Raw genomic sequence first — 19,742 nt, 5'->3', positions numbered from 1 at the left:
TATAGAAAGCTAAAAGTCAGCTTTCAATTCACTTAAACGAATTCGCTTAAGCTTTTGCAGACTGACCCGAACGATAATCAATTGCTTGATGACGCCAGTATTCTCTAAGTTGTGGTGTAAGTTCAAAATTATCTTGATCGTACACAGTACCTTCAATTTCACGTGCGATAAGTCCTGCGATACTTACCATTGTATCGAAGGCATGCTGAACATCGCCATGCGGAAGTGCAAGGAACAATGCCAAACCTTTTACTTCTTCAGTAGATAAGGTTTCTAAATCAAAACCTTCTGTGCCTAATTCAGAGTCTACAATTTTCAATGCAGAAAATAACAACTTCGTTCCATCTTCATTATAACGATGGAAACATTTCATTTCGCCAAAACGTAAACCGTATTTAAGCAACACTTTTAATGTTTTTTCGCCCGAAAGAACTCGTCCTTTTGCCAAGATATTCAAAGCAATAAATGATTCTGCTGTCACTAAAGCGCATTCATCATCTACCATTTTTTGTTCATATAAATGCGCATCTAAAATACTGCTTTCTTCTGAAAATTCAGAAATTTCCGCTTTTTCAATATTATTATTTAAGCTAAAAGTAGGTTCTGCTTTTGCATCTTTACTTACAACAGCTTCATTTGCAGGAGCTTCTTCTTTCACAATATCATCAGCTAAATTTTCAACTTTTTTAGATGATTCTTCATCATTTTCAATTGTTGATTTTTCTTTAGTAATTTCTTCATTCACTACACTTTCAGATGCTTTTGCTAAGTCTTCATTCAGCTTAGGTTCGTCTTTATCAAATTCGAACTCTGCCTGAACTTGTTGAGTATCTAAAGTTGGTTCAACACGAACTTTTTCTTCTGAATCGGCTATTTGTAACTGATCACGAACATGTCTTGGAATAATTGGCTTTTGACAATCTTCATTAAATTGCAATTCACTTTCTAAAGATGGTGCCGTATCTCTTGGTTTTTTAAAAATAAGTTTTAAGCCAAACGCCATAACAACAACAGCAATTGCAATTCCGACAAGTGTAGTAATTTCCATTCTATGCCTCCGCTACTAAGCCGTATTCAGCTGCTTCTTCTAAATTTACGGTCACTAATTTTGATGTTCCTGGCTCTGGCATGGTTACCCCGAGTAAATCTGTTGCCATAGTCATTGCCAATTTATTATGTGTAATGTAAATGAACTGAACCTGTTCCGATAGTTCTTTTACAAGATTACAAAAACGACCTACATTTGCATCGTCTAAAGGTGCATCAACTTCATCAAGCACACAAAATGGCGCAGGATTGAGTCTAAAAATTGCAAAAACCAATGCAAGCGCAGTTAATGCTTTTTCACCGCCAGAAAGTAAAGCAAGTGAACTGTTCTTTTTACCTGGTGGGCGTGCCATCAGTTTAACACCAGATTGCCAATCATCTTCTAAACTTAAACTTGCTTCCCCACCATCAAACACTTTTGGAAATAGGTTTTGAAGCTCTGCATTGACTTGATCAAAAGTCGTCATAAACAATTTACGTGTTTCTTGATCAATACTTTTCATTGCCGCTTGCAATTGATCAACCGTTTTATTTAAGTCTTCAATTTGATGACTTAGTTCTGCATAACGTGCCGATACTTCTTCATATTCTTCAGAAGCTGCTAAATTTACCGCACCAATTTTTTCAAATTGCTGTTGAACTTTTTCAAGCTTCTGTTGATGTGAAACTAAGTCGATATTTAAGCCTGTTATTACTTCACTATTCAACTCTTTTAACTGATCTGAATAATGCTGTAAATCAGATTTTGCTGCCTGCCAAGCCAAACGCTTCCCTTCAAGTTCAGTTCGAAGCTTTTCATCTTGTTGTTGATGCTGATGACGTTGCTCAGTCAAACTTTGTTGTTTTTCTTGAATATTGTTTAGTTCAACTTGCCATTCACCCCAAGTTTTTTGCAATTTTTCTGTTTTTTCGAACTGTTCAGCATATTGATCTTGCAACGCAGGAAGCTCCAACTGTACAGGATCTACAAACTTTTTTGCTTGTTCCATTTGCGCCAAAATTTGTTGATATTGCGCCTTTAAGAACGATGCATCTTTTTCTAAAAGTTCAACTTGCTGTTTTGTTTGTACAGATTGACGGCGTACAAGTTCTAATTCTTGTTGTGAATGTTGTAAATCTTGCTGTGAACTTTCAATACGTTCATTCAGCTCATCTACCTGAAACTGCATGGTTTTATAGTTTGGTAAAACCTGCTCAAGCTTTAAATTCAATGAATGCAAATCAATTTCTAAATCATCTTTTTGCATGGCATCTTCTTCTAATTGCTCATCAAGCTGTTGTAGCTGATTTTGCAATTGTTGCTTTTGCACACTAAAAACCTGCGCTGCACTTTGTACTTTAGCCAAACTCAAATCTGCATTTTGCAACGATTTTTGTGCTTGTTTAAGCTGTTCTTGCAGGTCTTGAATGGTTTTTTGTAAAGCTTGAATTTGCTCTAAAATTTCAGGCAATAAAGCTTCTGCTTGTTGAAGCAAGCTTACTTTTTTAGCCAAAATCTGGTCAATTTCGTCTAAGCGAATTTTATGGCTTAACGCACCTTGCCCTGCTTGAGATGCATCATCATAAAACAGTCCAATCACCCAATCTGAACCGACATGATAACCATCTAAAGTCAAAATACTTTGACCATTTAAAAGCTTAGATTGGAGCTTCAAGGCTTGCTCTAAATTTTCCGCAACTGCCACCTGTTGCCACAATGAATGTTGTGGCGTTTCAATCCAATCTGCTAAACAAGACAGCTGTTCTAACTGAATTTTATCTCGCAATACAGAAGGTTTTAACTGACGTGCAATGCTTTCTTGAAACATATTTGGAGCTTCTAGAACCTGTGCAGACAACCATTTAGATAAGAACTTTTCAATTAAATTAGCTTGAGCTTTACCATCTTCATTTAGCTTTAAGCTCTGCATAAGTTGTTCGCCCTGAACATTAGTTTTAGGGCTATTTTTAATCATGAGCTGATTTAAATTCTTTTGTTCAGATTCTAAAACTTGAATTTCAGACTTAAGCTGATTCACAGCAGTTTTTTGCTGTGAATACTGTTCTTGTACTGTCTCTAATTCCGTTTTCTTACTTTGCAGCGCCAATTCTAAAGCTTCTATTTCTTGGCTAAATTGCGCTTTATCTTTTTCTAACTGATCAACATCATCTTGCTGATATTGATTTTGAATTTGTTGTGCTTGTTGCTGCAACGTTTCCTTTTGCTGTTCTATTCGAACAATATTTTTCGTTAGCTGTTCACTTTGCGCAATCATTTGCATTTTTTGCTGCTGTTGCTTTTCAACTTGCGCCTTAATTTGCTCAAATTGTTGAACTGCTTGTTGTTGCTGTACTTTTAAATCATTAAAACCTTGTGATTGATTTTGACTTTGACCTTCTTGAGTTTGCAATTGCTCAGTTTGGCTTTCTTGCTGTTCTTGCAAGGTCTCCAACTGCAATTCAATAAGTTGTAATCGTTCTTTAGTTTGAACTTTCTGCTCTTCTAATTGAGACAATGTTGAGGTGTTTTGTTGTAATAAACTTTGCTTTTGTTCCAAAGTCATTTTCAACTCAGCCAGTTTTTTCTCTGCCTGTTGCCATTCATTTTGTAATGGCGTTGATTGCTGAATTAAGCGTTGGAACAATTCACTTGTTGCCGTTAAATCATGTTCAAGCGTATTCAGTTCTGAACGCACCAATTTAAAAGTATCACCCAAACTATTTAGATGAACCGTATATTCTTCCTGCAAACGTGTGCTGTGTTCGCATTGGAAAGATAAAACTTCAATTTTGATTGTACGAATTTGAGTTTCTAATTCTTTATATTGAACTGCTGCTTCAGACTGACGCTTTAAGGTTTTTAATTGTGAGCGAAGTTCTGATGCAATATCATCTAAACGAGATAAATTTTGTGTTGTGTGTTCTAAGTGCAACATCGTTTCACGACGACGCGCCTGATAACGTGAAACCCCAGCTGCCTCTTCAATAAACACCCGCATTTCTTCAGGTTTTGCATCAATTAAACGGTTAATCATGCCCTGTTCAATGACTGCATAAGAACGAGGACCTAATCCTGTTCCTAAGAAAATATCGGTAATATCACGACGACGGCACTTTGTTCCATTTAAAAAGTATTCAGACTTACCATCACGGTTCACCTGACGACGTACAGCTAGTTCATTATAAGCGTTATACGTTCCACCTAATTTTCCATAAGTGTTGTCAAAACGAAGCTCTACACTTGCCACCCCAACAGGTTTACGCTTTACTGTTCCTGTAAAAATAACGTCTTGCATACTACCGCCACGTAATTGACGAGCGTTGGACTCCCCCATTACCCAACGAATGGCATCAATTACATTAGATTTACCACAGCCGTTTGGCCCCACAACTGCAGTACGGTTTGCTTTAAAATTTAGTGTTGTGCTATCGGCAAATGATTTAAAGCCGGAAAGTTTTAAGCTGCTTAAACGCATAATGTCCTAATTAACGGCGCGAGCGTCTTGCCCACGCAAGTTCTATTTGTTTCATTCGTGTTAGAGATTCCAACACTAAATCACGCAAGTGTCGACAAAAATCTTGCATATTTATGGCTGCTTGTTGCGAATTTCTACTTACAATCTCAATCACCACAAGTTTAAACAATTCTAACGATTCTTGTAGTTCTGTTTTTGAAGTATTTAATGTTAAAAAATAGCTTCTACGCAGTGATGGTAACAGCTCTTTATAATATTTCATCAAATACGAATTATTCACTTCTTCTTGATGTTTGAATAACTCATTAAATATTAAATCGTAAAAATTTTCCGTATGCCCTAAATTACATTCTTTAGTTAATTTTTCTAATAATTTTTTTAAATTTTCAATTTCATATGCAGGCAAAGTATCTGCTAAACGCTCTACAATTTTTCCTAGCAATATACCCAAAATATCAAACAAAGCAGAAACCTGTTGTGCCGACATTTCCGACACAACAGCACCACGGCGTGGATAAATTTCAATTAAATGTGTACGCTCCAACAAAAGTAAAGCTTCACGTATAGAACCTCGACTTACATCAAGTTCATCCGCAAAACGTATTTCTTGAATGCGCTCACCTTCAACCAATTCACCATTGATAATCTGTTCAGCAATATGCTGTGAAATCTGCTCAGATAAGCTATCTGTTTCATATTGTTGCATACTGTTCCTATCTTGTTTTTATATAGATGCACATGCTGGTTTTAATTAACCATTCATCTATATTTAAAGATAAAAACAACATTAAACTATGACATTGTTAGACAATTTCTTGTCTATACAGTCAACTCAAAAAAATCTATTAAAAGAAACTAGATAAACCTTTCACAACAAAATATAGCCCAACTGTTGTCAGCAAGCCTGCAAAACATTTTTTTAACATTGCTGGTGACAAAATGTGTGCAACTTTTGCCCCAACTTTTGCTGTAATAAAACTCATCACACTAATGCCAATAAATGCATAAATATGAATATAGCCAATGGTATTTGGTACTTCTACACGTGTCGCATGACCAAACCACATAAACCCTAAAGCACCTGCCAATGCAATAGGCAAGCCACATGCAGCAGAAGTCGCAACAGATTTTTGCATTACCACACCACATTTATTTAAAAATGGCACGGTTAAACTGCCACCACCAATACCAAATATTGCAGATGCCACACCAATACCACCACCCGCTAAAACTTGTACACCCGTAGATGGTAAATGTTTTGTTGGATCAACAACTGCATTTGCACCTGTAAACATTTTGAAAGCAACCCAAAGTGCAAAGAAGCCAATCAGAAGCTGTAAACCCTGCCCTGAAAGTAAATCTGCAATACCTGCACCTAAAAAAGCCCCCACAACTAAACCTGGTGCTAAATTACGAACAACATTCCAAAGTACAGCGCCTTTTTTATGATGGGCAGATACAGAGCTTATTGAAGTTACAATAATTGTTGCCAAAGATGTTCCAACAGCCATATGCATAATGACGCTTGGATCATAATTTAAATGGGTAAATACAACATAGAGAATTGGTACAATAATTAAACCACCACCCACGCCAAATAAGCCTGCGGTAAATCCTGCAATTGCACCAATCAACAAATATATGATTAACTCCATGTTTTACTTTCCCATATTTAAAAATTCAAATGGATTTAGATACTCGCCTACTTCAACAAAAACTCACAGAAGCAAATCATCTTCCTGAAGTTTTAATCCTAAAGCCTGTCACAACATCCACCAATGATGATGTACGTGAAGTGGCTTTAAAAGGGATTAATAGCGTTTTAATTTGCAGTCGCAAACAAACGCAAGGAAGAGGTCAAAATCAAAGACCGTGGATTTCACCCGAAGGCAATATCTATTTAAGCACATTGCTAAATTTACAAACACCCATAGATGGTAGGCTAGCACTCGAAATTGCGCTAAATATCATTCAAATGCCTAGCTTTGATGCGCTTGGTTTAAAAGTAAAATGGCCTAACGATATTTACTTTAATCATCAAAAATTAGGCGGAATTTTAGTAGAGCCGATCTCATCACACCAAGCAGTTGTAGGTGTTGGAATTAATGTTTCACCTGTTAAAGATTCTACAATTCATCAAGATATTACATCACTTGAGGAAATTGGCTTAAAACCAATTGATCGCTTAACTTTAATTGCAGAATTGTATTTAGCCATTCAACAAGCGGGACAATGGTTTAATCACAATTGCTATAATTTAGCAGCCCGATTTAATCATCATGCAGCATTTATAAATCAAACAATAGAATTTGAACATCAGTCCTTGGAATTAAAGAATGGAAGTATAAAAACTTCTGGCGAGTTTCTAGGAATTCAAAATGATGGTGCTATTATTTTAAAATCTGAAACAGAAACATCATCTTTTTACCAAGGACGTATGCGCCTACTTAACCCAATTAAATAGAGTATAAGCAATGAAAAGTTTATGGTTAGATATTGGTAATACTCGACTTAAATATTGGGTCACTGAAAATAATCAAGTCGTTGAACATGCCGCAGAATTACATTTACAATCTCCTGCCGATTTATTATTAGGATTAATTCAACATTTTAAAAATTTAGGCATTCATCAAGCTGGCGTATCTTCTGTTCAAGATTTACAAAGTAATGAACGCATTCGCAACATTTTAAAGCAACTTAACGTTCCGATTATTTGTGCAAAAGTTCACGCAGAATATGCAGGTTTAAGTTGCGGATATGACAACACAACACAGTTAGGTATAGATCGTTGGCTACAAGTTCTTGCGGTTGCTCATAATACAGATGAAAAATATTGTGTGATTAGTTGTGGTACAGCTTTAACTATTGATTTAGCAGACGGATTAAATCATTTAGGTGGTTATATTCTGCCAAATTTATATTTACAACGTGACTCACTTATTCAAAATACCAAAGGCATTAAAATTCCAGATGCTGCTTTTGATGAGCTTAGTCCAGGTCGAAATACGATTGATGCAGTTCATCATGGCATATTATTAGGTTTAGTCAGTATTATTAAAAATGTACTTGAGCAAAGCCCACGAAAACTTATTTTAACAGGTGGCGATGCACCATTATTTGCTAAGTTTTTGGCTGAATATAATCCAATTATAGAACCTGATTTATTACTTCAAGGTTTACAAAAATATATTCTTCATCAAAATTAAACTCATTTATCTTTGTAAGTAATTAACACCTAAAGATTTAATTAAACTTAGTATTTTTAGGTGTTTATCCTCTAAATTAAATATTACTCCCAACAACTTAAGAAACTCTGATATATAAATTAAATATCAAAACAAATATTTTATGTCTGATTAAAATTTTATTAGTCATCTGTTTGGCTTTATCTTATTTTAAGCATACATTTTCTTATTCTATAAATTATAATTTATTGATAAATACAACATATCTACTTTTTATAATTCATATTTATTCTCACAATTAGATATTTCATCTATTATTTTTTTAATCATCGGCATAATCTTCATAACCACTATATTAGTGTCAATGATAGAAAATGACTACGCACATAAATTTTATAAATAATTACGCTAATACAAAAATATTTTAACAGGCTGATAACATTCGATTTTTAAGTATATTGATTGTTACACGGAAGAAATTCAATGAGCCAACACCCAAGAGATGAAAACATCTTTTCTTTAGCAACCTTGCTTTATGCACGCTTAAGAAAAGTGAATAGTCGGGTTATTGATGTTGTTTATTTAATGCAAAATCCTGAATATGCACTTCATGCCGCAAATTTAGCATTAGAAACAAATGACGCAGAATTACAAGGGTACGCAATTCGTTTAAAATTAGCACTAGATCTTCATGATGATGAAGAGCAGTCTAGTCCTCAAACCAAGAAACAAGATACTGTAGATGAAGGACATGTTAGCTTTAGTCTTTTCTAGTCTTTAACAATTCTTAGCCCCAATAAAAAAGGCGCATTAAGCCACTGCTGTCCCACAATTTTTATAAGAGGAAGCTCACATGAGCTTCCTCTTGTTTGATGGGGATTTTATCGGGTGAAAATAACGCTTTTAAGGTTTTTATTTCAAATAAATTCACCTGAATTATTCTGAGTAAGCGCTGAACTGTCCAGCCTTTTTTCCCTAAATGTTGAGCGAAACTTACTAGTAAATAGGCGATCATCGCAATCCAGATTTGTGTCTGAATTGCGTTCCTGCTGCGGCCTAGAAACGCTTTTAATTTGAGATTTTGCTTAATCGCCTTAAAGAACAGCTCAACTTTCCAACGATCTTTATAAATCGCCGCAATGGTGGAGGCGGCTAAATGAAAGTTATTGCTGAGAAAGCTAAAGTGCTTGCCACTTTGCTGATCTCTATATTCAATTCTTCTTAACACTGGGGCTTTTCTTTTTAGGGCATGTGCGCTATTCAGCTGAATGGTTTCATCTTTTAGAATACCTTTGGATTCAAGCACTGGATGTTGCTGGATCACCTGATACACAGATTTAGGCCTAAAACGTGTGACAAATCCAATGTTTTGAGCAGTCAGATTTGCATACCATTGGTAATCGACATAGCCTTTATCAAAAACTACAATGCTGCCAGCAGGAAACTGGAATTTGCGGCCTTGTACCATGTCATTTTCTTTGCCATTTTCAACTGCAACAAACTCAGGAATATCATTGCTGTGATTCAATCCTATGCTGAGTTTCATGCTGGCTTTTGAGTCGTGAACTTTGGCCCATTCACATAAGGAAAGCGACAGGTCAATATGACTGGCATCCAAGGAATACAAGGGATTCTTAAAGCGAAATTTATGAGCTACTTTTGAGTGTTCATAGTATTTAAGCAACTTGTAAAATAGCTGTTGATACAAGGCAGCAGGCTGCTGCTCATTGATTCGTGCCAGTGTACTTCGGGGTATAGACTTTGCTCCGAGATGACTCAGTTTTTCCTGCTGGCACTCCAGATTGGATTGAATATCTCTCAGACTTTGCCTGCAGGAAAGTTGAGACATCAATATGGCAATAAACTGATCCCATCTTGAGGCCGCTCTAAATTTCTGTCCAACATGGTGTACTTTAGCAAGTTGTTCAAAATCCTGTCGCACGACGGGTTTAATCAGCTGATGAAATACGGTATTCTGATGTGACAAAACCTGAATCCTGGTCGTTAAAGTGTTGGTTCGTACTCATATTTTAACTGTTAGGACTCAGGTTTTTTATTTAAATCAAACTATGGGACAGCAGTGCGCATTAAGCGCCTTTTTTATGATTTAAATTCGATAATTATTTCTTATTACCAAATAGTGGACCCATACCACCACCGCCACCGAATTGCTTTTGCAAGCCCCCCAATGAACGCATCATTTTTGCCATACCTGATGGATTCGCAAATTTCTTCATCATTTTTGCCATTTGAGCATGTTGTTTAATCAGTTTATTCACTTCTGAAACATCCATACCACAACCTGCAGCAATACGCTTTTTACGGCTTGGGTTCATCAAATCTGGATTGCGACGTTCTTTCAGTGTCATAGACTGAATAATCGCTTCCATTTTCTTCACTTGTTTTTCTGGGTTAGCTTGTGCAAGTGCGTCTTGTAGACCTGCATTGCTCATACCTGGCAACTTGTCTAAGAAGCCCATCATGCCGCCCATTTTATTCATTTGTTCAAATTGCATAAGCATATCTTCAAAGTTGAAGCTTCCGCCTTTTTGCAATTTTTTCGCCATTTTTTCGGCTTTTTCTTTGTCGACTTTACGCTCAAGCTCTTCGACTAAAGAAAGTACGTCACCCATACCTAAAATACGTTGTGCAACACGTTCAGGATGGAATGGTTCTAAGGCATCAAGCTTTTCGCCCATACCTAAGAATTTAATTGGCTTACCTGTAATTGCACGAACAGAAAGTGCCGCACCACCGCGCGCATCACCATCAGTTTTCGTTAAAATTACACCTGTAAGCGGTAATGCATCATTAAAGGCTTTTGCTGTATTTGCAGCATCCTGACCGGTCATTGCATCTACAACAAACAAGGTTTCAGTTGGCTTAATTGCAGTATGAAGCTCTTTAATTTCGTCCATCATGTCTTCATCGACATGTAAACGACCTGCTGTATCGACAATTAAAACATCAGCAAATTGGATTTTTGCTTGCTCAATTGCACGAGTTGCAATAGTAATTGGTTTTTCATCTGCACTAGATTCAAAGAAAATTGCGCCTACTTCGCCAGCAACAGTTTGTAACTGTTTAATTGCCGCCGGACGGTAAACATCGGCAGAAACCATTGCCACTTTTTTCTTTTGACGTTCTTGTAAGAAACGTGCAAGTTTTGCAGCGGTTGTGGTTTTACCCGCACCTTGCAAACCTGCCAATAAAATAACAACTGGTGGTTTTGCTGCTAGGTCTAGGCTTTCATTCGCCTCACCCATCATTTTGGTCAATTCGTTATGTACAATTTTAACGAAGGCTTGACCTGGTGATAACTGCGTCATCACCTCTTGACCCAATGCTTCTTCCTTAACTTTCGCGATGAATTCACGAGTTACAGGTAATGCAACATCGGCTTCCAGAAGTGCCATACGCACTTCACGTAACGTATCTTTAATATTGTCTTCGGTTAGCTGCCCGGAGCCAGTAACATTTCTTAAACTCTGCGTGAGTCGTTCTGTTAAGGTATCAAACATTGCAAAATCCGCTTAAAATAACTAGTAGCAAAAAAATGTTTCTTAAAATAGAAAATTTATGCATAGAATGCTATAGGATACTTTAGTTCGAGTAGAATTTATATAAATGAATATTCATCATCCTGAAAAAGGTTTGTCATGATTAGCCTGCCTCTGGTTTATACAGTCTTAGCTTTGGTCGCATACGTAACTGCTTTTTGGTATTTATTAAGTCATTTAATATCAAAAAATAATACAAACCAATGGTTTTTTGGTGTTGTACTAGGTTTAGGCTTAGTTCTGCATGGCGCTGTTTTATATAACGATATGTTAACGCCAGCAGGAATTAATTATGATGTTTTCAATCTTGTATCTTTTACCTCAGGCTTGATGCTATTGCTCAGTGCGCTTTTTAGTACTTATCGCCCTGTTGCTGCTATGAATTTGCTGGGCATTCCTGTTGCTGCAACGGGTTTAATTTTAGGTTTTGCATTTAGCAAAGATAAACAGCTCATTGAATATTCTTCTATTTATTTAGATATTCATATTATTCTTTCTTTATCTGCTTATGCCGTTCTATTAATGGCGACTATTCAAGCCGTTATTTTGTGGTTCCAAAATCGAGAATTAAAAAACAAACAAAAACGTCGCATTTGGGTAAGTTTATTGCCATCTTTCCAAGCAATGGAAACCTTATTATTCGATATGCTGATTGCAGGGTTTGCTTTATTAACTGTTGCTTTAGGCTTTGGCTTCTTCACTATTGAAAACTTCTTTGGTCAACATTTAGCGCACAAAACCGCATTTAGTATTGTGTCTTGGTTCATTTATGGCTCGCTACTTATTGGACATTACAAATTTGGATGGCGTGGTCAAAAAGCCATTCGCTTTACCATTATGGGATTCTTCTTATTAGCCCTTGGTTTTATTGGTTCTAAATTTGTATTGGAAATGATTTTAGGTAGATAACTCTCCCCTATTTCAAGTATTAATAACTTTCAAACGATTAAAAACAAAAAAAGCCCAATTAAAAAATTGGGCTTTTTATTTATCGTCATTTATATATTTAAATCACTTTAAAAATTCTACCACTCGAAACACTTTGAAAAAACATTTCAAAGCTTGGTCTAATATCTTCACCATCGACTGTAATATGTTTGATATTTGAGTGCGATTGCGTATTAACAAACTCAGAATCGACTGTCGCTTGAATTGCATGTTTAACACCAAACTGATCTTTAACGTAAATACTTTGCTTTAACATATATTCCCTTAATAATAATGTAATGTTCAAAAATGAATTAAATTTAATATTTCTTAATTTTATTTCTAATTAAATTTCTGATTTAATTTAAATAATTGGTGTAAAGATGTATAAAAGCTACAGCCATCTAAATTCAAATCAACCTCTATACCAGAAGATAAAAGAACTCGTTTACCCACTTCAACTGACTTTAAACCTTGACGCGTATTTTGTAATCTATTCAGTGGAATTAATGAAACAATAATTTCAGTACCATTTTTTGATTTTGCTATTAAATCATTTATTTTTAGCAACTTATTTCCTATATTTGAATTTTATAAATTAAAAAAACAACTAAAAAATTAAATTTTAAAGTCTAAAAAAGCACTCGAAAGTGCTTTTTATTACTGCTTATTGTTACTTAGATAGCAACAATATTTACAGCATTCGGTCCTTTCTGACCTTGAGCAATACTGAATTCAACAAGTTGACCTTCAATAAGTGTTTTAAAACCTGAACTTGAAATTTCGCTGAAATGAGCAAAAACGTCTGGACCTGATTCTTGTTGAATGAAACCAAAACCTTTAGTTTCGTTGAACCACTTTACAGTACCTTTAACAACATTTGAGTTTGACATAATATATCCTACTAATTTTTAATAATTTTAAGCCAATGTTTTTTGACTAGCTTTAACTTTGAAATAATAAAGAATGAGACTTAAAATCTGAAAAAACGAAGGATTATGACTAAAACTGCGATACTTAAAGAAGATTTACCGAAACGAGACTTTTTTCTAGTTAAGTTAACTATACACTAAAAAACCATTTAATCAAGTTTTCTTATATATATATTTAATTATTTTGTAAAAAGTTTAAAAACCTTCATCTACATTAACTTAAGACAAGTTTCATTCAACACAACATTCACTCATCTTAGATAAAGGCTATAAATAAACCATCATCAAATGGATTTTTCCTCTTAAATATTGTCAAATTACGTTAAGAAATTTCACACAATAATCCTATCCATACCTTTCCCTAGACATCTACTCTAAAAAAACGTATAACACCCTTTTTTTCATCATCAGGTAAAACACTTTGAAACTTGTGCTTGCACCCATGGAAGGCTTAACTGACCCAATTATGCGAGATGTACTTACATCCGTAGGCAGTTTCGACTGGTGTGTAACCGAATTCATTCGTGTCACCAACTCTGTTTTACCCGACCATATCTTTTATCAATATTGCCCAGAATTACTCAACGATGGCAAAACGGCAGCAGGAACACCTGTGCATGTTCAATTTTTAGGAAATGATCCTGAAATGCTCGCAGCCAATGCAGCACGTGTAGCAGAACTTGGCGCACCTGCCATTGATATGAACTTTGGTTGCCCTGCAAAAACAGTCAATAAACACCGTGGCGGTTCTGTTTTACTCGATGAACCTGAAGTTGTACACGAACTAGTAAAAGCTGTGCGAGATGCTGTACCAAGTCATATTCCTGTATCTGCAAAAATGCGTTTAGGCTATATGGACAGAAACTTCATGCTTGAAAATGCACATGCAATTGAAGATGCAGGCGCAGCATGGGTAACAGTTCACGCACGTACCAAAGCAGATGGTTATACACCACCAGCTTTTTGGGATCAGTTAAATCCTATTCGTGAAGCACTTAAAATTAATGTGATTGCCAACGGTGAAATTTGGACAAATGCAGATGCAAAACAATGCCAACTAGAATCGGGTTGTGAAGACTTAATGATTGGTCGTGGTGCTGTAACAACACCAGATTTAACACAATGTATTCGCCAAAATACAGATGAACCACTTATTACATGGAATGAATTATTGGAACTTCAAATTCGTTTCTTGAATGGTTCATATAAAAAAGAAATGAATATGGTTGGTCGTTATAAACAATGGTTAGGCATGATGTCTAAGCATTATCCTGAAGCAAAAACCTTATGGGATGATGTAAAACGCGTAAGACCATTAGATGAAATTATTGAAAAACTGAAGTCGTATTAAAACAAAAGCCGAATTCAATATTCGGCTTTTTTCTTTTTATAGTATTTTTAAATTTCTTACAGAAGATAATCGATAAACAAAAAGCCTACTGCTGTTCCTATACAGGAATAGAGCACCAGAATGAAAAATACAAAGCTTGCTTTATTTTTCTTCTTTAGAAAATTCATTCTACTGCCCCATATAAAAAATAAAAGTGCTTCATCATAGCGCATTTTTTAGTTAAGTACTTAATTCAAAAGTATTAATAGCTATATGATATTTCTTTATAATTAGATTTTACTATCAAAAAAGATACTCCATTATTGAACATATCCAAACTAACACACTGTTTCTGACATTAAAGTTACCCACTGTGAGTTTATTTAGAACATTTTTAAATGCTACAAAACACCTTTTTCTAATAACATTTCCAACCCACTCTCTTTCCCCATAAAACTAAGCCTTTGCTTCTCAGCTTTAAATTGCTGTTTCACTGCTGACACATCCACATCGATCTGCTTATACAAATCCATAATGTTCAGTTGCCCTTTAGATTTTTTCACCAAAATTTTGGCTTTATTTGACCACACTAACGAATCGATTAATTCCTGAATCTGCATTTTCAACGCTTGGCTTTGTGCTTCTAAAGATTGCTGATAAAACTTCACTTGTTCTGCGCTTAAACCCTTATTTGAACCATTTTTATTTTGCTCTACTTCTAGTTGAAACTTTAGTAAAAAGAATAAATCTTCTTGCTCATATGCTTCATTAGCACGTTGTAAAAGCTCGGTCTTTTCAACTTTTTTACTTTCATCAAGTTCACGGTCAGGGTGAATAATAGCGGCAATTTTTAAATATACAGTTTTAAGCGATTGATTCACTAGCCTTGAAGCCTTGGCTTGTTTTTCTTGCTGACGTTTTAATTTAGCTTGCTCACGTGCTTGAACATATTCATCGGTATTCCATTTTTCAACATCATCATGAGGATTCAAACTTTGCGTTAAATCACCATCCAACTCCTGAATTTTCTTTTTGCTTTTCTTATTCTTTGCATATTCTTCAGCTTGTTCATAATAAGTAAATAGCGAATCAACTTCTTTAGACTGAGTTTGATCTAAAAATTTTGAATTTTTTAAGAGCTTTACCAAAGTCTGAATTTTAGTTTCAACTTGAGCTTTATCTAACTTACTTAAACCATAAACGCTTAAGCTATTCCAAAGCACCTGCATTTGCTGAAATAACGTTACATATAAACTACGATAAGCAGGCATCAACGCTTTTTGACTATAACTATGAATATCAGCTTGCGCCTGTTTCCATTCTTCAAGTAATAATTTTTGCTGCTCAATTTCATCAATCAAACGCTTCAGCTTTTGATGCTGCGGTGAAACTTCAAGAACAGTTTGAAACGTGGTTTTAAGTTCAGAAGACATACATTTTGAGCAAGATGAAAACCTAATTATAGCGCATGATCAAAAATAATAAGATGAATAACACAATCAATAAAAATAGATTTTTTTATAAACAAATTCTAAAAATTAGAAAATTATTTCAAATACTTTCAATGTGTTATTAATACATAAAAACGATAACTAAAATATTAGATTTATAATTATCTCTTTCATTTAAGAGAGAATTATTCATTTTTTCTACATTTAAATAGTTTTGTAGCCAAAACATATTAGTTACAAAATGTAACTAGCTTCTCATAATGGTGTATTTATACACGAATTTATGTATATTTTAACAACAATCTTTGAAAATTAATTGTCACGGAAGGCATATAAATTAAGGGTTATTACAAAACAAAATGACAACTTGATCACTATTTAGCCTCAAATAAACTGTGAAATTATTTTCCTTGAGCAAAGAGTAATAACTCGCATAAGATAAATACGGGTTACTTATTTGCAATATTAAATACATCTTTTATACAAAAAGCGTATTTAATACATCAAAACCAAAACAGAAATAATTATAGAAACGGAGTTTATACATGAAGTTCAAACACACCACTCTATCTGTTCTTTGTACAGGTGCTCTTATGCTTGGTCTAAGCGCATGTAGCAATGACAAAGCTCCTGCTGCTACAGACTCAGCATCATCTGATACTGCAGCTACTTCGGGGACATTAGACAAAATCAAAAAATCTGGAACTATTGTTCTTGGCTACCGAGACTCATCTATTCCATTTTCTTATATTGCAGATAATCCAACACAACCTGTTGGTTATGCACACGACCTACAATTGAAAGTAGTTGAAGCAGTTAAAAAAGAACTTAACCTTCCAGACCTAAAAGTACGCTACAACCTTGTAACAAGCCAAAATCGTATTCCTTTAGTTTCTAACGGTACTGTTGACTTAGAATGTGGTTCTACAACAAATAATAAAGAACGCCAACAGCAAGTTGACTTCTCAGTAGGTTTCTTCCAAGTAGGTTCTCGCTTACTTACAGCTACAGATTCTGGTGTTAAAGATTTTGCTGATCTTAAAGGTAAAAAACTTGTAACAACTGCGGGTACAACTTCTGAACGTTATATCCGTCAGCATGAAAAAGAGTTAGGCATTGGCGAAATTATTTCTGCTAAAGACCATGCTGAATCTTTCTTAATGCTTCAAAGTGGCCGTGCTGCTGCATTTATGATGGATGACATTTTACTTGCTGGTGAAAAATCTAAAGCAATTAATCCTGAAAAATGGGTAATTGTTGGTACTGCACCAATTCAAGAGATTTACGGTTGTATGCTTCGTAAAGGTGATACTGGCTTTAAGCAAGTTGTTGACGGTGCAATTACTGAAACGTACAAATCAGGTCAAATCAACGAAATGTACAAAAAATGGTTCCAATCTGCAGTTCCACCAAAAAATATCAACTTAAATTTCGAAATGTCTGATCAATTAAAAGCATTAATTTCCAATCCGCATGACCGAGATAAATAAGCTTTAAAATAATAAATAAATACGTCAGGCAAAATTCTATTTTGCCTGACTATTTTCGGAGTCACTATGAATTATAGTTGGAACTGGGGAGTTTTATTTCAGTCCACTGGCATTGGTAGCACAACCTACCTAGATTGGGTTCTTACAGGACTTGGCTGGTTGTTTGTGATTGCTATTGTTGCATGGTCTATTGCTATGGTGCTTGGAAGCATCTTAGGGATTATGCGTACTTTACCCAATAAAACTGCACGAAATATCGGTTCAGCTTATGTTACGATTTTCCGTAACGTACCCTTGCTAATACAATTATTTATTTGGTTCTATGTCGTACCAAATTTCTTACCAGGCCCAATTCACTCATGGTGGATTACAGATTTAGGTGCAAATACAACTGCCCTTATTTCTGCAAGTATTGGTCTTGGTTTATTTACTGCTGCTCGTGTTTGCGAACAAGTGCGTACAGGTATTGAAGCTCTACCGCAAGGTCAAATCAATGCTGGTTATGCAATGGGCTTTAGCACATTCCAGTTGTATCGCTACGTTATTCTCCCTCAATCGTTTCGTACTATTTTACCGCCGCTAAGTTCTGAACTTACAAACTGTGTAAAAAATACATCGGTTGCGTCTTTGGTTGGTGTATCTGAAATTATTTCACAAATGAAAACTATCAGTGAATACACTCAAAATACCATCGAAATTTATACCTTTATCACCATCATTTTCATTGTGATTAACGTTTGCCTACTTAAGGGAATGTTGATGCTTGAAAAGCGTTTGCGTGTTCCTGGTCTAATTGCAGGAGATAAATAATGGAATGGCTCACTGCATTTTTCACTGACCTTCAATTATCAGCACCAGCTTTGTGGCATGGTTTTTCAATCACACTAAAAGTTGTTGTAATTGCAACAATTGGTGGTATCGCGATTGGTACAATCCTTGCGTTAATGCGTTTATCATCTAATAAGATTTTGAATGTTATTGCACAAAGTTATGTCAATTTATTCCGCTCGATTCCATTACTTTTAGTATTGATGTGGTTCTATTTTGCGGTTCCATTTTTATATACCGCAATCACTGGAAATTACTTAACCATCGATACTGCTTTGGTTTCAAGTATTGTTGCATTCATGCTCTTTGAAGCTGCTTATTTCTCTGAAATTGTCCGTGCAGGTATTCAATCTATCCCACGTGGGCAAACAGCAGCAGCTCAAGCATTAGGTATGACTTACGGTCAATCTATGCGACTCATTATTCTCCCTCAAGCATTCCGTAAAATGACGCCTTTGCTTTTACAGCAAACCATTATTTTATTCCAAGATTCGACCATGGTTTATGCCATCGGCTTGCTTGATTTCTTCCGCACAAACTATGTCCGTGGTGACCTTATGGCACTACTTACGCAATATATTCTATTCGCGGGCTTGGTATATTTCACTGTAAGTATGATCGCAACTTATGCCGTTAAAAAATTACAAAGGAGGTTAAGTGTATGACAGATAGTAAAGTAATGATTGACCTCCAAAATGTGAGCAAGTGGTACAACAAAGACTTTCAGGTACTTACTGATTGCACAACACAAATTCGTCAAGGTGAAGTGGTTGTTGTTTGTGGTCCATCTGGCTCAGGTAAATCGACACTTATTAAAACAGTAAATGGCTTAGAACCATTTCAACAAGGTCAAATTACGGTAGATGGTATTTCCATTAATGACCCTAAAACTGACTTAACAAAATTACGTAGTCGCGTAGGTATGGTGTTCCAACACTTCGAGTTGTTCCCTCACCTAAGCATTACGGAAAACTTAACGATTGCTCAAGTTAAAGTTCTTGGTCGATCTGAAGAAGAAGCGAAGAAAAAAGGCTTAGCTTACTTAGACCGCGTTGGTTTAAGCGCGCATGCAAATAAATTCCCTTCTCAACTTTCTGGCGGTCAACAGCAACGTGTTGCTATTGCACGTGCATTAAGTATGGACCCTATTGCAATGTTGTTCGATGAACCAACATCTGCTCTAGATCCTGAAATGATTAATGAAGTACTTGATGTAATGGTTGAGCTTGCAAAAGAAGGTATGACCATGATGTGTGTAACACACGAAATGGGCTTTGCTCGTCAGGTTGCAAACCGTGTGATCTTCATGGATCAAGGTAAAATTGTAGAAGACTGTACAAAAGACGAATTCTTTACAACAAAACGTAGTGATCGTGCTCAACAGTTCTTAGATAAGATTCTTCACTAATTGAATCTTAACAATAAAAAAGCAGATCAAATGATCTGCTTTTTTTATACCTTTTATGATATTTGATGAGTTTTTAAGCTTTTTTTAAGGCGTGTTTTGTTTAATTCATCTTATTTATTTTCATTTATA

At 35.4% G+C, this 19,742-nt stretch carries 20 protein-coding genes; 9 read left to right on the top strand and 11 right to left on the bottom strand.

Features of this window, described 5'->3' with window-relative positions; translation table 11 throughout:
- Nucleotides 1–46: 46 nt before the first annotated feature.
- The 4 genes from MZO21_RS03225 to MZO21_RS03210 all read right to left on the bottom strand — a co-directional run bounded on the left by MZO21_RS03225 (nt 47) and on the right by MZO21_RS03210 (nt 6,157).
- Nucleotides 47–1,048, bottom strand: coding sequence for a cell division protein ZipA C-terminal FtsZ-binding domain-containing protein (locus MZO21_RS03225; RefSeq protein WP_248101735.1), 1,002 nt, complete (start codon nt 1,046–1,048; stop codon nt 47–49).
- A gap of 1 nt (nt 1,049) precedes the next feature.
- Complete coding sequence (gene smc, locus MZO21_RS03220) at nt 1,050–4,502, bottom strand: chromosome segregation protein SMC (protein ID WP_248101738.1); 3,453 nt, start codon at nt 4,500–4,502, stop codon at nt 1,050–1,052.
- 10 nt (nt 4,503–4,512) lie between these two features.
- A complete protein-coding gene (locus MZO21_RS03215) occupies nt 4,513–5,208 on the bottom strand; it encodes a GntR family transcriptional regulator (RefSeq protein WP_248101741.1) in 696 nt (231 codons plus the stop codon).
- A 139-nt stretch (nt 5,209–5,347) separates the two neighbouring features.
- Entirely contained in the window at nt 5,348–6,157 is an 810-nt protein-coding gene (locus tag MZO21_RS03210) for a sulfite exporter TauE/SafE family protein (protein WP_248101744.1), read from the bottom strand.
- 29 nt (nt 6,158–6,186) lie between these two features.
- Between MZO21_RS03210 and MZO21_RS03205 the strand changes: the two genes are divergently transcribed.
- From MZO21_RS03205 to MZO21_RS03195, 3 genes are all read left to right on the top strand, one after another.
- A complete protein-coding gene (locus MZO21_RS03205) occupies nt 6,187–6,966 on the top strand; it encodes a biotin--[acetyl-CoA-carboxylase] ligase (protein WP_248101748.1) in 780 nt (259 codons plus the stop codon).
- Between the two features lie 10 nt (nt 6,967–6,976).
- Nucleotides 6,977–7,708 carry a type III pantothenate kinase gene (locus MZO21_RS03200; RefSeq protein ID WP_248101750.1) on the top strand — a complete coding sequence of 244 codons (732 nt, stop codon included), beginning with the start codon at nt 6,977–6,979 and terminating at the stop codon, nt 7,706–7,708.
- A gap of 462 nt (nt 7,709–8,170) precedes the next feature.
- A complete protein-coding gene (locus MZO21_RS03195) occupies nt 8,171–8,461 on the top strand; it encodes a hypothetical protein (RefSeq protein ID WP_154772975.1) in 291 nt (96 codons plus the stop codon).
- Between the two features lie 61 nt (nt 8,462–8,522).
- Here MZO21_RS03195 and MZO21_RS03190 read toward each other — a convergent pair whose 3' ends face one another.
- A complete protein-coding gene (locus tag MZO21_RS03190; RefSeq protein WP_248104258.1) occupies nt 8,523–9,674 on the bottom strand; it encodes an IS4 family transposase in 1,152 nt (383 codons plus the stop codon).
- Between the two features lie 133 nt (nt 9,675–9,807).
- A complete protein-coding gene (gene ffh, locus MZO21_RS03185) occupies nt 9,808–11,208 on the bottom strand; it encodes a signal recognition particle protein (RefSeq protein ID WP_154772974.1) in 1,401 nt (466 codons plus the stop codon).
- A gap of 138 nt (nt 11,209–11,346) precedes the next feature.
- Here ffh and MZO21_RS03180 point away from each other — a divergent pair, with 138 nt between their 5' ends.
- Nucleotides 11,347–12,156: a cytochrome C assembly family protein gene (locus tag MZO21_RS03180; protein WP_248103867.1), complete on the top strand. Its 810-nt coding sequence runs from the start codon at nt 11,347–11,349 to the stop codon at nt 12,154–12,156.
- A 97-nt stretch (nt 12,157–12,253) separates the two neighbouring features.
- Here MZO21_RS03180 and MZO21_RS03175 read toward each other — a convergent pair whose 3' ends face one another.
- The 3 genes from MZO21_RS03175 to MZO21_RS03165 form a co-directional block, all read right to left on the bottom strand.
- Entirely contained in the window at nt 12,254–12,451 is a 198-nt protein-coding gene (locus MZO21_RS03175) for a hypothetical protein (protein ID WP_154772972.1), read from the bottom strand.
- A 65-nt stretch (nt 12,452–12,516) separates the two neighbouring features.
- Entirely contained in the window at nt 12,517–12,744 is a 228-nt protein-coding gene (locus MZO21_RS03170; protein ID WP_154772971.1) for a hypothetical protein, read from the bottom strand.
- 107 nt (nt 12,745–12,851) lie between these two features.
- Nucleotides 12,852–13,067: a cold-shock protein gene (locus MZO21_RS03165; protein WP_154772970.1), complete on the bottom strand. Its 216-nt coding sequence runs from the start codon at nt 13,065–13,067 to the stop codon at nt 12,852–12,854.
- Between the two features lie 460 nt (nt 13,068–13,527).
- Here MZO21_RS03165 and MZO21_RS03160 point away from each other — a divergent pair, with 460 nt between their 5' ends.
- On the top strand, nt 13,528–14,457 hold the full coding sequence (locus MZO21_RS03160; protein WP_248103864.1) for a tRNA dihydrouridine synthase: 930 nt from the start codon (nt 13,528–13,530) through the stop codon (nt 14,455–14,457).
- A 56-nt stretch (nt 14,458–14,513) separates the two neighbouring features.
- Here the strand turns inward: MZO21_RS03160 and MZO21_RS03155 are convergent, their stop codons facing one another.
- Nucleotides 14,514–14,624: a hypothetical protein gene (locus tag MZO21_RS03155; RefSeq protein WP_228273451.1), complete on the bottom strand. Its 111-nt coding sequence runs from the start codon at nt 14,622–14,624 to the stop codon at nt 14,514–14,516.
- A gap of 213 nt (nt 14,625–14,837) precedes the next feature.
- Entirely contained in the window at nt 14,838–15,869 is a 1,032-nt protein-coding gene (locus MZO21_RS03150) for a molecular chaperone DnaJ (RefSeq protein WP_248103862.1), read from the bottom strand.
- A 563-nt stretch (nt 15,870–16,432) separates the two neighbouring features.
- On the opposite strand from MZO21_RS03150, the gene MZO21_RS03145 reads away from it, so the two are divergent.
- The 4 genes from MZO21_RS03145 (at nt 16,433) to MZO21_RS03130 (ending at nt 19,613) form a co-directional block, all read left to right on the top strand.
- Complete coding sequence (locus tag MZO21_RS03145) at nt 16,433–17,377, top strand: transporter substrate-binding domain-containing protein (RefSeq protein WP_248103859.1); 945 nt, start codon at nt 16,433–16,435, stop codon at nt 17,375–17,377.
- A 66-nt stretch (nt 17,378–17,443) separates the two neighbouring features.
- The gene (locus tag MZO21_RS03140) at nt 17,444–18,187 is read left to right on the top strand and encodes an amino acid ABC transporter permease (protein ID WP_248103855.1); all 744 of its coding nucleotides are present in this window, start codon (nt 17,444–17,446) and stop codon (nt 18,185–18,187) included.
- Nucleotides 18,187–18,870: an ABC transporter permease subunit gene (locus MZO21_RS03135; protein ID WP_248103852.1), complete on the top strand. Its 684-nt coding sequence runs from the start codon at nt 18,187–18,189 to the stop codon at nt 18,868–18,870. The genes MZO21_RS03140 and MZO21_RS03135 overlap by 1 nt, the downstream gene beginning before the upstream one ends.
- A gap of 14 nt (nt 18,871–18,884) precedes the next feature.
- On the top strand, nt 18,885–19,613 hold the full coding sequence (locus MZO21_RS03130) for an amino acid ABC transporter ATP-binding protein (RefSeq protein WP_248103869.1): 729 nt from the start codon (nt 18,885–18,887) through the stop codon (nt 19,611–19,613).
- Nucleotides 19,614–19,742 lie beyond the last annotated feature (129 nt).

The organism is Acinetobacter portensis, from assembly GCF_023158935.1.
Classification (GTDB): domain Bacteria; phylum Pseudomonadota; class Gammaproteobacteria; order Pseudomonadales; family Moraxellaceae; genus Acinetobacter; species Acinetobacter faecalis.
Note: the sequence above shows the minus strand (reverse complement) of the source record. Positions and strands in the feature narration are given on the sequence as shown.

Excerpts from the sequence above, each read along its gene's own strand:
- MZO21_RS03140 (WP_248103855.1), top strand. The coding sequence starts at position 17,444 with ATGAATTATAGTTGGAACTGGGGAGTTTTATTTCAGTCCACTGGCATT.
- smc (WP_248101738.1), bottom strand. The coding sequence starts at position 4,502 with ATGCGTTTAAGCAGCTTAAAACTTTCCGGCTTTAAATCATTTGCCGAT.
- ffh (WP_154772974.1), bottom strand. The coding sequence starts at position 11,208 with ATGTTTGATACCTTAACAGAACGACTCACGCAGAGTTTAAGAAATGTT.
- MZO21_RS03215 (WP_248101741.1), bottom strand. The coding sequence starts at position 5,208 with ATGCAACAATATGAAACAGATAGCTTATCTGAGCAGATTTCACAGCAT.
- MZO21_RS03175 (WP_154772972.1), bottom strand. The coding sequence starts at position 12,451 with ATGTTAAAGCAAAGTATTTACGTTAAAGATCAGTTTGGTGTTAAACAT.
- MZO21_RS03210 (WP_248101744.1), bottom strand. The coding sequence starts at position 6,157 with ATGGAGTTAATCATATATTTGTTGATTGGTGCAATTGCAGGATTTACC.
- MZO21_RS03205 (WP_248101748.1), top strand. The coding sequence starts at position 6,187 with ATGGATTTAGATACTCGCCTACTTCAACAAAAACTCACAGAAGCAAAT.
- MZO21_RS03135 (WP_248103852.1), top strand. The coding sequence starts at position 18,187 with ATGGAATGGCTCACTGCATTTTTCACTGACCTTCAATTATCAGCACCA.
- MZO21_RS03195 (WP_154772975.1), top strand. The coding sequence starts at position 8,171 with ATGAGCCAACACCCAAGAGATGAAAACATCTTTTCTTTAGCAACCTTG.
- MZO21_RS03155 (WP_228273451.1), bottom strand. The coding sequence starts at position 14,624 with ATGAATTTTCTAAAGAAGAAAAATAAAGCAAGCTTTGTATTTTTCATT.
- MZO21_RS03180 (WP_248103867.1), top strand. The coding sequence starts at position 11,347 with ATGATTAGCCTGCCTCTGGTTTATACAGTCTTAGCTTTGGTCGCATAC.
- MZO21_RS03130 (WP_248103869.1), top strand. The coding sequence starts at position 18,885 with ATGATTGACCTCCAAAATGTGAGCAAGTGGTACAACAAAGACTTTCAG.
- MZO21_RS03165 (WP_154772970.1), bottom strand. The coding sequence starts at position 13,067 with ATGTCAAACTCAAATGTTGTTAAAGGTACTGTAAAGTGGTTCAACGAA.
- MZO21_RS03145 (WP_248103859.1), top strand. The coding sequence starts at position 16,433 with ATGAAGTTCAAACACACCACTCTATCTGTTCTTTGTACAGGTGCTCTT.
- MZO21_RS03150 (WP_248103862.1), bottom strand. The coding sequence starts at position 15,869 with ATGTCTTCTGAACTTAAAACCACGTTTCAAACTGTTCTTGAAGTTTCA.
- MZO21_RS03200 (WP_248101750.1), top strand. The coding sequence starts at position 6,977 with ATGAAAAGTTTATGGTTAGATATTGGTAATACTCGACTTAAATATTGG.
- MZO21_RS03225 (WP_248101735.1), bottom strand. The coding sequence starts at position 1,048 with ATGGAAATTACTACACTTGTCGGAATTGCAATTGCTGTTGTTGTTATG.